The sequence below is a fragment of the Kurthia sibirica genome (genome assembly GCF_003143975.1).
Classification (GTDB): domain Bacteria; phylum Bacillota; class Bacilli; order Bacillales_A; family Planococcaceae; genus Kurthia; species Kurthia sibirica.
Genome location: NZ_QFVR01000004.1, coordinates 58,320 through 76,807 on the forward strand (window position 1 = coordinate 58,320; position 18,488 = coordinate 76,807).

Sequence of the window (18,488 nt, forward strand, 5' to 3'; positions counted from 1 at the left end):
CCTCCTTATATAAACCCTATGCTAGGATTATAGCATGTTACGTAGGTACGTGCGAAAAAAATGCCTACAGTTTTATTTTTCTTGCAAAACTTAGTCTTATCGCTATTTCTCACACTTACTTTAAACTGAAATTTCACCGCTATTTATTCTATTTTAGGTGAATTATATCTAAATTAAATAACTTCGCTGCATTTTTATAGTAAAACTTCTCTTTCACTTCTTTTTCCAATGGCCATTTTTCAATATCTTCAAGTAACTCCTTTATTGGTATACCTTTAGATAGCCAATTCGAGCCAAATAATAGCTGATCTTGAAGCGACGTATTTGCATATTGAAAAAAAAGCGCCAAACTACTAGCGGAAACATTGATATGTTGTGGTTTGAGTGCAGTAGAATCAATATATAAATTATCAAATTTTAATAATAACATAACCAAATCTTCCATCCACGGCCATCCCCCTTGACCGGCAATTATTTTTAAACATTTAAAATCCATCAATGGTGCTTCTAAATGTCTAGGATGATCAATAAAAACAGAGGTCTCTTTATAATAATTTATCGAAGAATGAATCCAAATTGGTTTTTCTAAAGCTTCGCATATTTCATAAAGAGGATAGTATCGTTTATCGTCAGCTGCTATACCATGATCATAGGGTGTAATAACGACTGCATCATACCCTTGTTTTGTTAGAGCATGCTTTACTATTTGTAAACTATTTTCTTTATGTGGATTAAAACCTGCAAAACCTATAAATTCACGCGGGTAAGTAGCTAATATGGTGGCCACTTCACTATGGTCCACCGGCTTATCATTTTTTGAACGATCACTATCTAAGTTATGAATAGCATGATATTGAATATTCGATTCTTTTAATAACATCCTAAAATTTTCGATTGAATAGATTGAATCCAATTCCTTAAATAATTGAATTAATACCGACTTTAACGAATTACTTTGTAATCGTCTTTGAAATTCAGTTGCTTCCCAGCCAGCTAATTTTGTCCAGCTTGGTATATGGCGCTGAATATAGTCGACATTTTTCATTTCAACCTCTGTAACGTCACCAAACTGCATTTGCGGCAAAGTGTTCGATACATCAATAATAAACATACTAGCACCCCTTATAAATTGGTTCTTCAATACAGGCAACTTTGTTTTATGTATATACAACGAATAATTATTGCTATCTTGATTTACTTTTAATAAAAAATAAACCAAAAGGAAGCGTGCACACTTCCTTTTGGTTTTTGTATAATTACATCGTTTACGCGTTAATTTTAAGTGCTTTAATTTCTTCAATTAACAATGGTACGACGTCGAATAGGTCGCCTACGATGCCATAGTCTGCTACTTTGAAAATATTCGCTTCTGGGTCTTTGTTGATTGCTACGATAATTTTCGAGTTAGACATACCTGCTAAGTGTTGAATTGCGCCTGAAATACCTGCTGCAATATATAAGTCTGGTGTAACAACTTTCCCTGTTTGACCAATCTGTAACGAATAGTCACAGTAATCAGCATCACAGGCTCCACGAGAAGCACCTACTGCACCACCTAATAACTTCGCTAATTCATGTAGTGGTTCGAAGCCTTCAGAACTTTTCACACCACGGCCACCAGCTACGACGACTTTTGCCTCAGATAAATCAACGCCATCCGTCGCTTTACGTACCACATTTTCTACGATTGTACGAAGGTTTGTAATATCTACTGTTAATTTTTCTGTCGAACCACCTTTACCTACTTGCTGATCTAGTGGTGCAATATTATTCGGGCGTACTGTGATGAACAATGGTTTGCTATCAGACACGACGCGTTCGAATGCTTTACCAGAATAGATTGGACGAATAAATTCTGCTGAATCACCTGAACCTTCAATTGAAGTAACATCTGAGATTAGCCCTGTATCAAGACGACTTGCAACTTTAGGGGATAAATCCTTCCCTAATGCGGTATGACCAAAGACGATTGCATCTGGATTTTCTTGCTCAACTACCGCTAGAAATGCTTGATTATAACCATCTGCAGTATAATATTTCAAATGAGGATGCTCGACGATTACGACACGATCTGCACCATATTCAAATAGTTCATCTGCCACTGCTGAAACGTCTGAACCGAATAATGCTACAACTACTTCGCCACCTTCAGAAATGGTTTTTGCCGCACCGATTGCTTCGAATGAGACATTTCTTAAAGAATTATCACGTGTTTCTGCTAATACAACAACTTTTTTAGACATATGTTATTCCTCCAATCAAATATTCGTAGTATGAGTTTTAGTACTAAATAACTTTAGCTTCAGAATGTAGTAGTGAAATTAGTTCTTTTGCTTGCTCTGCAATTTCGCCTTCTAATACGCGTCCAGCTTGTTTTTCAGCTGTTAAGAAAACTTCGACTGTTTTGATTTTCGGTTCAACATCATCTTCATCAAGATCAAGATCATCTAATTCTAACTCTTCAAGCGGTTTTTTCTTCGCCTTCATAATACCCGGTAATGATGGGTATCTTGGTTCATTCAATCCTTGTTGAGCTGTTACTAATAATGGTAGTGATGTTGTAAGCTCTTCAGAATCACCTTCCACATCGCGCACGATCTTCACATCGGTACCCGATAACTCGAAGCTTGTAATTGTTGTGACATAGTTAATGCCCAGTAGTTCAGCTAAGCGAGGCCCCACTTGACCAGACCCACCATCAATCGCTACGTTACCACCAAAAATTAAATCTACTTCCTTGTCTTTTAAATATTCAGATAAAATTTTTGCAACAGAGAATTGATCTAACGCTTCAACATCTTCTTCTGCATTAATTAATACTGCTTTATCTGCGCCCATAGCTAAAGCTGTGCGAAGTTGTTTTTCAGACTCATCATTACCAATCGTAATAACCGTCACTTCTCCACCGGCACTATCACGTACTTTAATCGCTTCTTCAATCGCATATTCATCATATGGATTGATGATGAATTCAGCACCATCTTCTTGAATTGAACCACCTGAAATTACAATTTTTTCTTCTGTGTCAAATGTTCTTTTTACTAAGACGTAGATATTCATATTTAGAGACCCCCTGAATAGTTTTATTTACCTTTAAAAATTGGTTGGCGTTTTTCGATAAAAGCTTCAATGCCTTCTTTTGCATCTGCCGATTTGAAAATCTCACCGAATGCTTGTGCTTCTGCATCGATGCCATCATAAAAGTTTTTTGCTTTTGAATAGGCCAATAGATCAATTGTTGCTTTCAAAGCTAATGGACTCTTTAATGCTATCTTTTTGGCGATTTTGAGCGTTTCAGCTAATAATTCTTCCTCTGGATATGCTGCAGTTGCTAAGCCTGCTGCAACAGCTTCTGAACCAGAGATTGCATCGCTTGTAAACATCATTTCGGCCGCTTTTGCGACACCGACATAACGTGGTAAGCGCTGCGTACCACCAAAGCCGGGAATAATGCCGAGAGAAAGCTCTGGTAAACCTAGCTTAGCTGTAGTGGAAACATAGCGAATATGACAGCTCATCGCTAGTTCCAAACCTCCACCTAATGCTGCGCCATGGATGGAAGCGATTACAGGTTTATTGGAATTTTCAAGTCTTTCAAATAGCGCCTGTGCTTTAGCTGCATGGTCTTCTATAGAAGGAACCTGTAAAAATTCTTTAATATCTGCACCTGCTGAGAAAAACCTACCCTCACCATGGATGACAACAACTCGAGTAGAATTATTGGCTTCAATACTGTTCATTGCTTCTTCGATTTCTCCGATTAAAGCTTGACTCATCGCATTAGCAGGTGGTCTATTAATCGTAATAATCGAAACCCCTTCGTCCTCTGTCACACGTAAAAACTCCATTGTTTCTCCCCCTTTGTAATCACTCTATGTAATAAAGAGTAGGGAGAAAATTACTCCCATACTCATTTTACGCTTTTATGCCATTTAATAACAATTGATATACCTTAGAAGCTTGAGAATTTAGGTCGAATTTGTGATCCTTCATTACCCATGAGGTTGTCACTTCATCAATTGTTCCAAATATTAATTGACGGGCTAATCGTATATCCATCTCTTTTGAGAAGGCGCCACTTTCTACACCTTCAACCAATATAGCATCTAGTTGATCTAAATATTCTTTAAGAATAGAGTTGATTTGTAGGCGTAAATCTTTATTGGACTGTCTCAATTCAAGCTGCGTTACGCGAGATAAAAAAGTATCATTTGATAATACTTTAAAATGATTTTCTATCATCAATCGGAGTTTTTCAGAAGGCGTCGTATCCTCTTGAATAATTTCCTGTAGGTTTTCGATAAATAATGACATTTTCTCTTGGAATACAGAAATCAAAATATCTTCTTTATTTTTAAAGTATAGATAGATTGTTCCGTCTGCCACGCCTGCTTGTTTTGCAATTTTAGATACTTGTGCTTGGTGATAACCATTATCTGCTATCACAATTACTGCTGCATCTACAATTTGTTTGTACTTTGGTTTTTCTTTTTTCACATTGTCACCACCAATAACCCTAAATATGAATGATTATTCATTCACTTATTATAATAGTATTTAAGTGTAGTAATGTCAAGTATTTTGATCATCTTTACACTTGTTGTTGTTTCTCTTTTTCTTCATCAATTAATGTTCTTCTTAATATTTTGCCGACCGCTGTTTTTGGCAGCTCATTTCTAAACTCATATATACGAGGTACTTTATATGACGCAAGACTCTTACGACTAAATGTATTCAGTTCACCTTCCGTAATCGTTGATCCTTCTTTTAAAACGATAAAAGCTTTTACGGTTTCTCCACGATATGGATCCGGTACACCAACTACTACACACTCGACAATATCTGTATGTTCATATAATACTTCTTCCACTTCTCGTGGATAAATATTAAAACCACCGGCAATGATGACATCTTTTTTACGATCAACAACATAGAAAAAACCTTCATCATCCATATAACCAAGATCCCCCGTTAATAACCAACCATCTTTTAAAGTCATCTCTGTATCTTCTGGACGATTCCAATAGCCTTTCATAACTTGTGGGCCTTTTACCGCGATTTCACCGATTTCACCGTTTGGTACTTGCTCCGTTGTACCGTCGGCAAATATTCGTGAATCTGTATCTGGCCACGGAATACCGATCGAGTTTTTACGTCGAATATCCTCATAGACAAGATTGGCATGTGTTACTGGAGAAGATTCTGTTAATCCGTACCCTTCAACGAGTTTGCCACCTGTCAACTCTTCAAATTTTTCTTGTACTTCAGCTGGTAATGAAGCTGAACCACTAATACATGCTTTAATAGAAGATAAATCGTATTTTGTAATATTCGGATTATTTATGAGACCAATATAAATAGTTGGTGCTCCAGGGAATAATGTCGGTTTTTGCTTTTCAATCGTCTTTAATACGGTCTCGCTATCAAATTTCGGTAAGAGGATCATTTTGGCATTTTTTAAGATGCTTAATAATAGCACAGTCGTCATACCATATACATGGAAAAATGGCAGTACACCCAAAATCGACTCATCATCGCCTCTAGAATCTGTCAACCATACTTCACACATTCTTACATTTGCTACGAGATTTTTATGCGTCAACATAACCCCTTTTGGAAAACCAGTCGTACCGCCAGTATATTGTAGTAATGCGACGTCCTCTTCACAATTGAAATCTAATTCAATTGGTTTTGTTGGCGATGTTTTAAGTATTTCAACAAATAAGTGATTAACGCCGCTATGCGATACTTCAACTTTAAAACCATTCTCACGTTTTTGTACAAAAGGATATAAAATATTTTTGGGGAAAGGTAAAAAATCTTTCACACTCGTCACAATAACATTTTCTAAAGTTGTCTGTTTGAATACTTTCATAATTCTTGGATAGAGCAGGTCTAAAGTTAAAATGATTTTTGCGCCAGAGTCGTTTATTTGGTACTCGATTTCACGTTCAGTATACAGAGGGTTCGTCATAACAACTACACCACCAGCATATAACACGCCAAAGTAACCAATAACAGCCTGCGGTGAATTTGGTAACATAATGGCTACCCGATCCCCTTTTTGAACACCTAATTTTTGTAAATAATTCGCAAATTTAAGCGCATCTGAGTAAACTTCTGTATAAGAAATGTCTTTCCCCATAAAATGAATAGCCGTTTTATTTGGAGTAAGCTTTGCTGCATCAGTTAAAAAATGCTGCAACGGCATTTCTTCATAATTGAGCGTTCCCGGAATATAATCTGGATAATGCTGTAACCATACTTTTTCAGTCATTTCACATCTACTCCTTCTATTGAATTATAGAAAACTAACTTTAACAATATAGTTATTTTGTGAGCGCTTCCATAAAATATATGTCCTATATGTCTGGCCTTCAAAGTTCATAGCTCCTAGGTCAACGATGTTCTACTTCTCAACAAACTACTATATACATATTACTTTACCACAAATGAATGACTATTCACATTGTAAAAGCGTATTATTTTCTATTTAAAAACATTTTTTTCTTCTATAAGTTGTTTTTTTACATAGATTGAGCGTTTGCACATTTCATTCATTTCTCCATTCCACAACCAATCTCCTTCCTTTTACTATCATTTTTCCCTTTATCCTATTATTACCAAACATATTATTTTATTAACATAAACTAATTTCTCACTACTATACACTGTTTGTTTCTCTCATTTAATTGACCTGCTTATAAAAGATTACCCTTCCTAAAAATGATTGACATAAGTAGAGGAATAAAGAACTTCTAACGATTAAAGTACCATGGCATGACGACATCATTTAGTAAAAAATATCGATCCATCATTTCAAGTTGGAATAGAAGAATGTACAAGCAATGTTTCATTGGTTTTTAACGATTTCACATGATACTATGTATAACGTAGTATCATGTGAAAGATAGTAATATTACACATATATTTTAGAGAACTTCAGCGTTTAAGGTCGGTTTAGGAGGTGATCGTATGGATGTACAATTAAAAAGAGGCCTATTAGAAGCTTGCGTATTAACAGTTCTCTCCAAAGAAGACTCTTATGGATACAAAATAATCAAAGATTTATCGGAGCATATTAAGGTTACTGAATCAACATTGTATCCAATTTTAAAACGTTTAGAGACCCAGAATTGCGTATCCGTTTATTCGATTGAACATAACGGTCGGTTGCGTAAATATTACACAATAGAGCAACAAGGTAAAGATAAAATCCAAGATTTTCTAGATGATTGGGCGTCCCTGTTAACTCTACATAAATTCGTTCAGGAAGGAGCAAATAGTGAATAAATTAGAATATTTATCCGAACTAGGGGCTAAGCTAAGAACCCTACCTCGCAGTGAACTCAACAAAGTCCTGTCATATTATTCAGAAATCATTGATGATCGTATGGAAGATGGCATGAGTGAAGTACATGCAGTATGTGGCCTTGGAGATATCGATGAGATCGCACAAGAGGCAATACTTGAAGCTACCCCTTTCTCAAACCTCATTATCCCTAGTAGATCACTTTCAACAGTAGATATTTTACTCTTAGTTATGTCGACCCCTTTAATCATTGCTTTATTTACACTGATCCTCGTTTTTTATGCAGGTATATGGTTATCAATCATCGGGCTATTTTTACTTGATCTTTCTTTTATATTGGTTGGGATAACGGGAATTATTGCTTCGATTGTCGATTTTAGTGAGAATAGTGCAATTCAGATTCTTATGTTTATTGTCAGTTTAATTGCTATTGGGATTGGCATCTTTGCCTATTCCCCAATTAAAGTGCTTTCCCAAAAAATAGTAGGGCTGACTACATGGTTCATGCGGAAGATTAAATTAAGATTATTTAGAAAGAGGGTATAAAGAATGAAAAAAATATTTAAAAAAATGCCAACAGTGATTATTATGCTTAGTTTAGTCATTAGTATTTCAGCTTGTACAACGAATTCAGATTCGCAGAAAAAATCGACTTCATTTGCAGAAAAAAATTATGCAATTGACGCGAAAAAAATTGAACAAATATCACTGTCTGCCAAAGGGCGTACAGTTGAAGTAATCGAATCGACCGACAAGAAGATTCATATCAAGTACTTTGAAAATGACAAAGAATTTTACGAAGTACATGTTACAAATAAAAATGAATTGGCGATGAAATTGGTAACAAATAAAAATTGGAAAGACTATGTGGGTTTAAATACTGAGAAAGCTCATCGTATTGTACAACTAGCTGTTCCAAATGGCATTTCTAGTGGAATAAAAATACGTACATCAAAAGGAAATATTACTTTATCTGATGTGAACTTAGATGGCGCAGTAGAAGCCATAACCTCAAATGGCATGATAGAAATTACAGATACAAAAGTGAATAAACATTTGAAATTAGAAACGAAAAATGATGACCTCGTTTTGTCCGGAGTAAGTGCAAAAAATTCCATCGATGCTACAAGTTCAAATGGTGATATACAAGTGAAAAAAGTTGCCGTTGAAGACGCCTTGAAATTAACAACGAAAAATGGTGATATCACAGGAACTATTATTGGCTCATATGATGCATTTAGTATTTCTAGTAATGCTTCTAAAGGTAAAAATAACCTTCCAGAAAATAAAAAAAATGGCGATACGAATTTAAACGTCACTACAAATAATGGTGACATACATCTTGAGCTTGTTGAATAATTTTTAAACTATTAGCGTATCTAAATAAACAGGATTCAAGATTATTGGTTTTGTTTGAGTAGTCAATCGCTCATATACTTTTAGTGGAGCCATTTCAATCAAAAAAGCTATTGTTTTGACAAATATTTTGTCAAAACAATAGCTTTTTATAGGACTACATCTTTTGTGAAATAGTTGTATTAAGGTCTACCAAAAGTGATATTTGTTTAAATAACCTCAATAAATAGGATAAAATTAAAGGCATTACCATGAATAATCCCCAAGAGGAGTACTCATAGATAATCCCTCGACTGAATTGCTTCAGTCACTTGAAATTAGAAACGACGATACATATAAACTACACCCACGATGATGAAGGCTACGCAGCATAGCAGTAAGACTTTAGATAATTTTTCCATTCGTCTTTCACCTGTGCCTCTCTTTAGGAAATACTTGCGCCAATTACAAAGGACAAACCAACTGAAATAGTCAATGATATGAATCCAACAGAGCGATTGTCTTTTTCAATTTCTTCATCAATTTTGAATGCAGGTGTTAAAAATTCATAGAGTAAGTAAGCAATAATTAATAAGACGAAACCAAACATGCCCCAACCGATCATTTCAAGTAGTGTATTATTCTTCTCTATTGAATAACGAAAAATATTACAAATACCGATTATTTTCCCACCTGTTGCAAAAGCAACTGCCATATTACCATTTTTTATTTCTTGCCAATTCTTATAGCGTGTCACCATTTCAAATAATGCCATCGCTAATACTAGGCATAATACAACAACACTAAAATAACCCGTCATTATGACTACAGGGTAGTTCCAAAAATCTGCTAGCATCCCATTTCCTCCATCATATGACTATTTTAGTTCTGCTATTGTCACACCGTAGCCGCCTTCACTTGCTTCACCAAAATTGTAGCTCTTCACGCGTGGATGGCGTTTCAATAATTCTTGAACCCCCTTACGTAAGGCCCCTGTACCTTTACCATGAATAATTGACACGCGGTGATAATTCGACAATAATGCGTCATCGATATATTTCTCTGTGCGCATGAGGGCATCTTCATAACGTTCACCACGTAAATCCAACTCAAGTTTTACAGCTTCGCGTCCACGAACACTTGAAACATTAACCGTTTGTTTTTCTTTTTCTGGTTTAATATACTGTAAATCATCTTCTTCAATCTTCATTTTTAGAATACCAATTTGTACAATCCATTCGCCATTGGATGTTTTATCGATTAGTACACCTTTTTGACCATAACTTACTACTTTTACTTCGTCACCTTTTTTAAGTTCCTGGGCTCTTTCATTTAGTTGACGTTGTTTTTTCAGTATTCTATTCTCTTTTGGTGCTGCCTCATCTAAACGTTTTCTAGCATCAATAATTTCATGCTCTTTCACGACTTTATTGGCATTGATACGCATTTTATGCAATTCATCGATGACAGCTTCAGCTTCTTGCTTCGCTGCTTCAACAATTTTCTTCGCTTTTTCTTTTGCTTTTTTATCTAATTCTTCTTTGCGATCTTCATATTCTTGTAAACGCGCATCCAAATCTGCCTGTAAGGTCTGGGCTTCAGCCAATAAACGTGCTGATTCTTCAGCGTCTTTTTCAGCAGCTCGACGAGATTCGTCCAATGAAGCAATCATCGATTCTACTTCATGCGTTTCCGTACCTACATAAGCTTTTGATGTTTCAATAATATGTTCTGGCAATCCAAGACGTTTTGAAATTTCAAAAGCGTTGGAACGTCCCGGTACACCAATGAGTAAACGGTAGGTCGGGCTCAATGTTTCCACATCAAACTCTACGCTCGCATTAATAACCGCATCACGATTATAACCATATGCTTTTAGTTCAGGGTAATGCGTTGTGGCCATAACGCGTGCACCTCGACCATGTACCTCATCTAAAATAGCAATGGCTAATGAAGCACCCTCTTGTGGGTCTGTTCCCGCCCCTAATTCATCAAATAATACAAGTGACTGATCATCGAATTTTTTCAAGATATCGACGATGTTTACCATATGACTAGAGAATGTCGATAAACTTTGCTCAATCGATTGCTCGTCACCAATATCAGAGAAAATTTGATCAAAGACAGCCATTTGTGAGCCATCAAGTGCAGGAATCGGGATACCCGCCTGTGCCATCATTGTAAAGAGACCAACTGTTTTAAGCGTAACTGTTTTACCACCTGTATTTGGCCCAGTAATGACGATTGCGGTGTATTCTTTACCAAATTCAATATCATTGGCAACCGCTGTTTCAGGATCGAGCAAAGGATGCTTCGCCTGTGTAATTTTAATATAACCGTCATCATTCATAAGCGGTTTTGAACATTTATTTGCTTGGCCAAATTTTGCTTTTGCAAAAATCATATCGATTTGTCCTAGAAGTTGTACGAGAACGAATAGTTCATGTGCGACTTCCTGTACTTTCGCAGACAATTCAGCTAAAATACGATCAATTTCTGCCTTTTCCTTCGCTTTTAAACTACTAATTTCATTGTTGGATTGTACGACTGAATCCGGTTCGATATACAAGGTTTGACCTGATGATGATTGGTCATGCACAACCCCACCATAATGACTGCGGTACTCTGCTTTTACAGGAATAACAAAGCGATCATTACGAATAGTAATAATGGTGTCTGATAACATCTTCGCCGCATTGGCCCCACGTGTTAAACTAGCCAATTTATCACGTACTCGCCCTTCTTGCATACGCAATGACTGACGAATTGAACGCAAAGCCACACTTGCAGAATCTGCAACATTGGCATTTTCATCGATACAACTATTAATTTCATTTTGTAAACCTGTCAGCATAGGAATTTCTTCCTTTTTTGCGATGAATGCAGGAATCGAAATATCTTCTAACGCAACGATATCCTCGATAAATTCTCGAAAGATACGGCTTGCACGAATCGTTGAAGAAATCTCCATTAATTCACTTGGACTTAATACACCGCCAATTTGTGCACGTTTTGATGCTGGACGTATATCAAAAATACCACCTAAAGGCACACTTCCTTTAACACGTAAGATAGATAGTGCTTCATCCATTTCGTCTAAAAGAGCGTTGACCTCTATCAACGTAACTTTGGGTTCCAATTGTTCAATGGCTACTTTGCCAAGTGTATTCGTACAATATTTTGATACTTTGTCAATTATTTTATCATATTCTAGTGTTTTCAATGCGCGTTGTGCGATCATTCAAAACACCTCCTCATCTAGTGTGTAAAAAGTCCATGAATTTCTCAAATGACCAAGTATTGACGATCATATCTTTGTGAAGCCAGGCTTTTTGTGCATATTTTGTACCAATTGTCATATAACGTAACTGCTCAATGGCGTGAGCATCTGTATTAATTGCCACGGGCACACCCGCTTCAGCTGCCATTTCAAGATGTGCAACACAGAGATCCAGACGATATGGATTGGCATTCAACTCTACTATTTTATTATATTTTTTTGCCCAAGCAAGGAGTTGTACCATATCTGGATTATAACCATCTCGTTGATGAATGACACGCCCAGTAGGATGTGCAATCATATGCACGTATGGATTTTTTAACGCATTATGCAAACGTTCCATAATTTGCTCCTGCGGTTGTGCAAAACTCGAATGAATCGATGCGATGACAAAATCTAATTCCTTCAATACATCATCAGAAAAGTCTAAGCTACCATCAGGTAGGATATCCATCTCCGTCCCTCTTAATAGATTAAATGTCGGATTGGCATGATTAAAACGTAGTATTTCTTCACGCTGTTTGGCTAGTCGCTCTGGTGTTAAACCATTCGCTACTTTCAAATACTGTGAATGATCTGTAATGACTGCATACTCATAGCCCTTTGCCATAAGTGCACGGCCCATTTCTTCCACTGTGTGCGCGCCATCCGACCATGTTGTATGCATATGAAGATCCGAACGAATATCTGCTTCTGTCACAAGCTTAGGTATCTCTGCATAACGCTCAAATTCTGCATTGCCTGCACGAACTGTTGGCGGCATAAATGGTAAATCAAAATGGTTGAAAAATGCTTCCTCTGATTCAAATGTTAATACAGAACCATCTTGCTGTTCCACACCGTATTCACTAATTTTCTCCCCGCGATCTTTGGCAATTTGACGCAAGCGGACATTATGCTCTTTTGAGCCAGTAAAATGATGCAATGCCGTAGCATATTCCTGTGGTGTTACAATGCGAAAATCAATACTCGGCCCCTCTTCACCAGGTAAAATGAAGGAAATTTTCGTATCTCCAGCGGCAACTATTTCAGCATAGGTCACTTTTTCAAGAAGCGCTTCTTTGACGGCTAATGCTGCAGTTGATGCAATCATATAATCGACATCCTTGCTTGATTCTTTCACACGACGATAACTTCCCGCAACAGAAAAACACTCAATTGCTTCAATTGTTGCTAAAATAGCATCTATATCTGCTACGACTTGCTCCAATTGCCAAACTGGATGTGTTTCTGAACGTTTGCCAAAAGTCTCTAGCTCTTTCAGAATTTTTTCCTCTGTTTTTTTTGCAAATCCAGCTAATTGTTGAACTTTTCCTTCTTCTGCTGCTTTTTTTAATGCTTCAGCAGAATCAATACCTAATTCTGCATATAATTTAGCTATTTTTTTGCCGCCCAAACCAGGTATTTTTAATAATGGTGGTAATCCAGCCGGTACTTCGGCTTGTAGTTGCTCTAATTCCGTCGATTTACCATGCTCTAAAAGTTCGGTAATGACAGCCGCTGTTCCTTTACCGATTCCTTTTAACGCTGTTACATCCTCTATTTCTTCCATGCTTCTCGCATCATTTTCAAGCGCTGCAGCTGCCTTGCGATAAGCAGATATCTTAAAGCTATTTGCACCTTGTAACTCTAAGTATGTAGCTATTTTTTCTAACACTTGTACAACTTGATTTTTGTTCATCTTCCTCATCCTTCCGAAAAAAAGAGCTACCCAACGAATTGAGTAGCTTCTTATTGATTACTTCACTTCAGTAGATCACACGGATTAATTCGTGTAGACAAACCAAATACTTTGTAAATATTTCGAAATAATCGGTGTGTACTCTAAGATTAACTTCGTTAATATTGAACTCTCAATATATTTTTGAATTGATTCGATCGGTAATAGTGCCAAAACATACAGCAAAATAAAGATCATAAAGTAGCCTTGGATAAAACCTAAAATTGCACCAAAGAAACTATTGAAAATCCCCAGTACAGGTACATGCTTTAAGAAATCAAATATAGAAGTGAAAATACTTAATGCAATTTTCACTAAAAAGAAGATCACCGCAAAAGCCAACAATTGATAAAAGCTCATACTTATATCTAAAGTGTCAGTCGCATATTTCAACACTGTATTTTCTGTAATTGCTGGGTATGGTACCCATAGTAGAAATTTTTCGGCTAATGGCTTAAAGTATATGTAGGCCACAACGAAAGCAACGATTAGTGTTACGAGATTAACAAGCTGTAAAATCAACCCTTTACGGTAACCTGATAGTAGAGCTGCTAAAAATAAAACTATTAAAATTATATCAATCATGTACGTCATCCTTTATTTTTTTCAGTTCTGCCTCTAGGGATTTGATCTTTTGTTGGAGCTTCAATGATTCATTGACAGTATTTGCTGCCGTTAAAACTGCCAACTGTGTGCTACTTAGCACAGGATTCATGAGCTTAATATTACGCATTTGCTCATCAACAGTGGCCGCAACCGCTCTCATATGTGCAGTTGACTCGGGTCCTATCATGTTGTATGTTTGACCATATATTTCAATGGAAATGCGATTTTTAGGACTCTCTTCCAAAAGTAACCCTCCCTTGAAAATCTTATTAATAATCATACCATGAAATGCTTAACAATGTGAACAACGATACGCAGAAAGGTGCTAACTAAATGTCTACTATTGTCATTCAATTACCAAGTGCTCAACAACAGAAGGTACATGAATATTATGAAGCTCAAAAATTAGATCGCAGCGGCCCTGGCATTATCTTCGCTGCAAAGAAAAATGGGACATCGATCACTTCTTACAAATCTGGCAAAGTCATGTTTCAAGGTGTCGAAGCCGAAAATGAAGCAACACGTTGGGGTTCTCCAAACACCACAACTAAAGTGACGTCATCCAAGGGTGATACGTTGCCTCCTCATTTTGCTAACAAGTCCGTTATTGGTTCAGACGAAACTGGAACAGGTGATTATTTTGGTCCGATTACAGTCGCAGCCGTCTATGTAGCAAGTGATCAAATTGAACTCGTAAAAGAATTGGGCGTAAAAGATTCTAAAATGTTAACAGACGATTTCATGCGCCAAATCGCCCCTGATTTAAAAGCTACATTAACGCATAGCTTGCTTATTTTACGAAATGATAAATATAATGAAGTGCAAGAAAAAGGCTGGTCGCAAGGTAAAATCAAAGCTATTTTACACAACCAAGCTATTCGTAAAGTTCTTGAAAAAATAGCACCAATTAAACCTGAATATATTTTGATTGATCAATTTGCAGAGCGCCCAATCTACTACCGTCATATTGCAAACGAAAAAGAAATTATTCGTGAGAATGTTTTGTTCGCAACAAAGGCTGAGCAGCTTCATCTATCAGTTGCAGCAGCCTCTATAATCGCACGTTTTGCATTTTTAGAGGAAATGGATAGACTAAGTACGGAAGTTGGTACAACGCTCCCTAAAGGCGCTGGTCAGATTGTCGACGAAAAAGCTGCTCAAATTTTACTAGCACGTGGCGAAGACTCTCTTCGTTCTATCACAAAATGGCATTTTGCTAACACAACAAAAGCATCGCGCATCGCTTCTAAAAAAAGAAAAGTATAAGATGCTTAAAACATTCGTTCATGAACTGTCACTGATACGTAGCATACCTATTAATCAGTGGCAGTTTTTTATCATTCTGATGCTTCAATCAAGGAAGAAATCATTCATATGTATGCACAACTAGGTAAAAGTATTATTTTGCATACACAAAAGCCGGTGTCGAGGGGGACACCGGCTTTGTTGATTGTTCAAAACAATCATGCCATTTTTCTATTGCTTAAAAACGAATTTTTAAAATACATGATTCATTTTTATTCTTTAATTGGCTCTTCAGCAGATAGTTCTACATCTTGTAAATTATCTGTTGAACTGTGTAAGTAATCAATATCCCAGTTTTTAACACGTTTGTTTACCGGAATTAACTCTGTACGGAAGTACATTGGAACTGTTGCTGCATTCTCAGACATAAATTGTTGCCATGTCAAAAATGCTTCTGAACGATATGCTGGGTCCAATGATTCTTTCGAGTCAATATTGCCTAACATTGTTTCAAGTTCTGGAGATGTATAACGGTTGTAGTTGAATGATGCTGCTTTAGAGTAAAGTCCGATTGGTGATGGGTCAGTACCTGTGCCCCATGCAGCCATATACATATCGATGTCTTTATCATCTGCTTTTACTTTATCGTAAAATGAGTTGAACTCGATTAAACGACCTGTAGTTAACTCAACTTTAAGACCTACATCTTTCCAGTTTTGGATATAGAATTGAGCGATTTTATTATCTTTATCAGAACCAGCCATACCTGCTAATTTAATCGTTAGTGGTTTGCCGTTTTTATCTTCGCGGAAACCGTCTTTATCTGTATCTTTATAACCAGCTTTGTCTAATAATTCTTCAGCTTTTTTCTTATCATACGAATAACCTTTTAATGAATCATCATAGTAAGCTGAGAATACTGGTGGAATTAATGAATTCGCACGTGAACGTAAACCATCATAGTAAACATCTGCTACTTGCTCGATATCCATAGCATATGCAATTGCTTGACGTAAATCTTTATCATTCATTTTCGCTTTTTCATCTACGATTACTTCTGATTTTTTAGAATCCCATTTACCAAGTTTGAAACCTAAGTAAGAATAAGCTAATTCAGGACGTCCTAGTATAGTAATATTTTTCAAATCTTTAATTGTTGCATAATCATTTGCTGGATAGTTTGGAACTGCTAAATCATATTTACCTGCTTTTAACGATGCTGCAATAGATGTTGAAGGAACAACTGAAATCACTACTTTGTCTAATTTCGGTTGACCTTTCCAATAATTTTTATTAGCAACCATTTCTACTGATTCGCCTTTAACAATTTTGTTAATTACGAATGCACCAAGAGTAGCTGGATTTTTACGAACTGCATCTGATTTTTCAAGATCTTTTACTTTAATATCTTTTAGTTGATGTGCTGGTGCTGCATAACCCCAAAGACCATCACCACCTGAGTAAATTGCTGGTGAGATTTTTTTGAATGAGATTTCGATTGTTTGATCATCCACTTTTTTAATACCTGAAATTGAATCTGCTTTGCCATCATGGTATTCTTTCGCACCAATAATATTTTGGAAATTCGTATCATAACGAACACCCGTATAATCTTTGTCACCAATGATTAAATACGGATAGATTAAATCTTCCGCAGTTAACGGCTCACCATCAGACCATTTAATATCTTTAGGAATCGTTACTGTTGCAACTTTTTTATCTTCATCAACTGCTAATTTACCGATTCCATCATCGCCGATTAAGAAATCTTCTTTAGTTGGGAAAATTGAGTTTGAAGTATAGCCCAAAATTTCAGCATCATATGCATCTTCGTATACTTCATATAAGAAAAGCCCTTTGAATGGTGCATCTGAAGATAGTGCAACTTTAAGAGTACCACCCTTAATACTCGCATCCTTATTCTCTGTTTTAAGTGGTAATGTTGATGTATTTACTTTTTCTTTTTCTTTCGTTTTGCCGCCGTCCTTGTCGCCGCCGCCACATGCTGCTAATACAAGCATGATCGCCGCAAGAACTGTCAGTAATAACCAACTTTTTTTCTTCATGTTATTTCTCCCCTATCCTATTCTCTGTTTTGAATCTGCTGCTCGACGTAATGCTTGTCCAACATAATTTATTGCCAGCATCAATATTAAGATTAATATTGACGCGGGTAACCATACCCACCAATAATTTTGTAGTACGATTGGATTGCTGGCTGCACCAACTAACGTTCCTAAACTCGGAACATCTGGCGGTAAACCAAAGCCTAAAAATGTAAGACCTGTTTCAATACCAACATTACCCGCAAAATTTAATGTAAGTTCTACGATTAGTAGTGAACTTATATTTGGTAAAATGCCTTTTAACATAATGGCAAAGTCTTTTGTACCCATCGTTTTAGAGGCGTTGACATAGTCACGTTTTCCCTCGGAGAGTACTTTACTACGGATCAGTCTAGCGGTACCTACCCAAAGGAAGGCACTCATAATCAGAATGAATGTAATAGCATTGAATTTTGGTACAATGGTTACAAAAACAATGATGATCATTAGCGTTGGAAGTGTAATATAAAAATCAATGATTCGCATAATAATCGCGTCCACTATTCCACCGAAATAACCGGCTGCAAGACCTGTAATGACACCCAGAACACCCGTAATAATAGTAATGGCAATAGCAATACCCATTGAATTTCTGGTACCTAAGATCAGCTGACCTAAAACATCACTACCACCTTGATCTGCGCCAAGTATGTAGCCATTTGTACCTGGTTCTGCAAATTCATCTAATAAACTAATCTTCATTAATGATTCTTTATCTATGAAAAATGCCCATATAAATGTAACGACAATAATAGCTACGAGTGCTATGAGCGATGTCATTGCTAACTTATCTTTTTTAAATTCACGCCATACAACTTTAAAACCAGTTGCTGGTACACCTTCCTCAGATGTTGCTACTACTTTTTCTTCTAGCTGTTGCATATT

At 36.5% G+C, this 18,488-nt stretch carries 17 protein-coding genes; 4 read left to right on the top strand and 13 right to left on the bottom strand.

The window, feature by feature from the left end:
• Nucleotides 1-148: 148 nt before the first annotated feature.
• From DEX24_RS04230 to DEX24_RS04255, 6 genes are all read right to left on the bottom strand, one after another.
• On the bottom strand, nt 149-1,111 hold the full coding sequence (locus DEX24_RS04230; RefSeq protein WP_109305162.1) for an amidohydrolase family protein: 963 nt from the start codon (nt 1,109-1,111) through the stop codon (nt 149-151).
• Nucleotides 1,112-1,265: 154 nt separating this feature from the next.
• On the bottom strand, nt 1,266-2,243 hold the full coding sequence (locus DEX24_RS04235; protein ID WP_109305163.1) for an electron transfer flavoprotein subunit alpha/FixB family protein: 978 nt from the start codon (nt 2,241-2,243) through the stop codon (nt 1,266-1,268).
• A gap of 43 nt (nt 2,244-2,286) precedes the next feature.
• A complete protein-coding gene (locus DEX24_RS04240) occupies nt 2,287-3,060 on the bottom strand; it encodes an electron transfer flavoprotein subunit beta/FixA family protein (protein WP_109305164.1) in 774 nt (257 codons plus the stop codon).
• A gap of 23 nt (nt 3,061-3,083) precedes the next feature.
• Entirely contained in the window at nt 3,084-3,848 is a 765-nt protein-coding gene (locus DEX24_RS04245) for an enoyl-CoA hydratase (protein WP_109305165.1), read from the bottom strand.
• A 67-nt stretch (nt 3,849-3,915) separates the two neighbouring features.
• Nucleotides 3,916-4,497 carry a fatty acid metabolism transcriptional regulator FadR gene (fadR, locus tag DEX24_RS04250; protein ID WP_109305166.1) on the bottom strand — a complete coding sequence of 194 codons (582 nt, stop codon included), beginning with the start codon at nt 4,495-4,497 and terminating at the stop codon, nt 3,916-3,918.
• Nucleotides 4,498-4,591: 94 nt separating this feature from the next.
• Nucleotides 4,592-6,277 (bottom strand): long-chain-fatty-acid--CoA ligase, encoded by a 1,686-nt coding sequence (locus DEX24_RS04255; protein WP_109305167.1) that lies wholly within the window; start codon nt 6,275-6,277, stop codon nt 4,592-4,594.
• A 698-nt stretch (nt 6,278-6,975) separates the two neighbouring features.
• Between DEX24_RS04255 and DEX24_RS04260 the strand changes: the two genes are divergently transcribed.
• Genes DEX24_RS04260 through DEX24_RS04270 form a run of 3 tightly spaced genes read left to right on the top strand, consistent with a single transcriptional unit; the run spans nt 6,976 to nt 8,671 of the window.
• The gene (locus tag DEX24_RS04260; RefSeq protein ID WP_109305168.1) at nt 6,976-7,293 is read left to right on the top strand and encodes a PadR family transcriptional regulator; all 318 of its coding nucleotides are present in this window, start codon (nt 6,976-6,978) and stop codon (nt 7,291-7,293) included.
• Nucleotides 7,286-7,858 (top strand): DUF1700 domain-containing protein, encoded by a 573-nt coding sequence (locus DEX24_RS04265; RefSeq protein ID WP_170112840.1) that lies wholly within the window; start codon nt 7,286-7,288, stop codon nt 7,856-7,858. Before DEX24_RS04260 ends, DEX24_RS04265 begins: the two co-directional genes overlap by 8 nt.
• Before the next feature lie 3 nt (nt 7,859-7,861).
• A complete protein-coding gene (locus DEX24_RS04270) occupies nt 7,862-8,671 on the top strand; it encodes a DUF4097 family beta strand repeat-containing protein (protein ID WP_109305170.1) in 810 nt (269 codons plus the stop codon).
• Between the two features lie 421 nt (nt 8,672-9,092).
• On the opposite strand, the gene DEX24_RS04275 is transcribed toward DEX24_RS04270, so the two are convergent.
• The 5 genes from DEX24_RS04275 to zapA all read right to left on the bottom strand — a co-directional run bounded on the left by DEX24_RS04275 (nt 9,093) and on the right by zapA (nt 14,497).
• Entirely contained in the window at nt 9,093-9,503 is a 411-nt protein-coding gene (locus DEX24_RS04275) for a DUF350 domain-containing protein (RefSeq protein ID WP_109305171.1), read from the bottom strand.
• Between the two features lie 21 nt (nt 9,504-9,524).
• A complete protein-coding gene (locus tag DEX24_RS04280) occupies nt 9,525-11,888 on the bottom strand; it encodes an endonuclease MutS2 (protein ID WP_109305172.1) in 2,364 nt (787 codons plus the stop codon).
• A 13-nt stretch (nt 11,889-11,901) separates the two neighbouring features.
• Nucleotides 11,902-13,608, bottom strand: a complete 1,707-nt coding sequence (gene polX / locus DEX24_RS04285; protein WP_109305173.1) for a DNA polymerase/3'-5' exonuclease PolX — start codon at nt 13,606-13,608, stop codon at nt 11,902-11,904.
• Between the two features lie 84 nt (nt 13,609-13,692).
• Nucleotides 13,693-14,232 carry a CvpA family protein gene (locus DEX24_RS04290; RefSeq protein WP_109305174.1) on the bottom strand — a complete coding sequence of 180 codons (540 nt, stop codon included), beginning with the start codon at nt 14,230-14,232 and terminating at the stop codon, nt 13,693-13,695.
• Nucleotides 14,225-14,497 carry a cell division protein ZapA gene (zapA, locus tag DEX24_RS04295; RefSeq protein WP_109305175.1) on the bottom strand — a complete coding sequence of 91 codons (273 nt, stop codon included), beginning with the start codon at nt 14,495-14,497 and terminating at the stop codon, nt 14,225-14,227. The genes DEX24_RS04290 and zapA overlap by 8 nt, the downstream gene beginning before the upstream one ends.
• Before the next feature lie 89 nt (nt 14,498-14,586).
• On the opposite strand from zapA, the gene rnhC reads away from it, so the two are divergent.
• Nucleotides 14,587-15,519, top strand: a complete 933-nt coding sequence (gene rnhC, locus DEX24_RS04300) for a ribonuclease HIII (protein ID WP_109305176.1) — start codon at nt 14,587-14,589, stop codon at nt 15,517-15,519.
• A gap of 251 nt (nt 15,520-15,770) precedes the next feature.
• On the opposite strand, the gene DEX24_RS04305 is transcribed toward rnhC, so the two are convergent.
• Entirely contained in the window at nt 15,771-17,564 is a 1,794-nt protein-coding gene (locus tag DEX24_RS04305) for an oligopeptide ABC transporter substrate-binding protein (protein ID WP_109305177.1), read from the bottom strand.
• Between the two features lie 12 nt (nt 17,565-17,576).
• Entirely contained in the window at nt 17,577-18,485 is a 909-nt protein-coding gene (locus DEX24_RS04310) for an ABC transporter permease (protein ID WP_109305178.1), read from the bottom strand.
• Nucleotides 18,486-18,488: the final 3 nt, after the last annotated feature.

Excerpts from the sequence above, each read along its gene's own strand:
- DEX24_RS04255 (WP_109305167.1), bottom strand. The coding sequence starts at position 6,277 with ATGACTGAAAAAGTATGGTTACAGCATTATCCAGATTATATTCCGGGA.
- DEX24_RS04290 (WP_109305174.1), bottom strand. The coding sequence starts at position 14,232 with ATGATTGATATAATTTTAATAGTTTTATTTTTAGCAGCTCTACTATCA.
- DEX24_RS04305 (WP_109305177.1), bottom strand. The coding sequence starts at position 17,564 with ATGAAGAAAAAAAGTTGGTTATTACTGACAGTTCTTGCGGCGATCATG.
- DEX24_RS04280 (WP_109305172.1), bottom strand. The coding sequence starts at position 11,888 with ATGATCGCACAACGCGCATTGAAAACACTAGAATATGATAAAATAATT.
- DEX24_RS04240 (WP_109305164.1), bottom strand. The coding sequence starts at position 3,060 with ATGAATATCTACGTCTTAGTAAAAAGAACATTTGACACAGAAGAAAAA.
- polX (WP_109305173.1), bottom strand. The coding sequence starts at position 13,608 with ATGAACAAAAATCAAGTTGTACAAGTGTTAGAAAAAATAGCTACATAC.
- DEX24_RS04230 (WP_109305162.1), bottom strand. The coding sequence starts at position 1,111 with ATGTTTATTATTGATGTATCGAACACTTTGCCGCAAATGCAGTTTGGT.
- DEX24_RS04310 (WP_109305178.1), bottom strand. The coding sequence starts at position 18,485 with ATGCAACAGCTAGAAGAAAAAGTAGTAGCAACATCTGAGGAAGGTGTA.
- DEX24_RS04260 (WP_109305168.1), top strand. The coding sequence starts at position 6,976 with ATGGATGTACAATTAAAAAGAGGCCTATTAGAAGCTTGCGTATTAACA.
- DEX24_RS04235 (WP_109305163.1), bottom strand. The coding sequence starts at position 2,243 with ATGTCTAAAAAAGTTGTTGTATTAGCAGAAACACGTGATAATTCTTTA.
- rnhC (WP_109305176.1), top strand. The coding sequence starts at position 14,587 with ATGTCTACTATTGTCATTCAATTACCAAGTGCTCAACAACAGAAGGTA.
- DEX24_RS04270 (WP_109305170.1), top strand. The coding sequence starts at position 7,862 with ATGAAAAAAATATTTAAAAAAATGCCAACAGTGATTATTATGCTTAGT.
- DEX24_RS04275 (WP_109305171.1), bottom strand. The coding sequence starts at position 9,503 with ATGCTAGCAGATTTTTGGAACTACCCTGTAGTCATAATGACGGGTTAT.
- DEX24_RS04245 (WP_109305165.1), bottom strand. The coding sequence starts at position 3,848 with ATGGAGTTTTTACGTGTGACAGAGGACGAAGGGGTTTCGATTATTACG.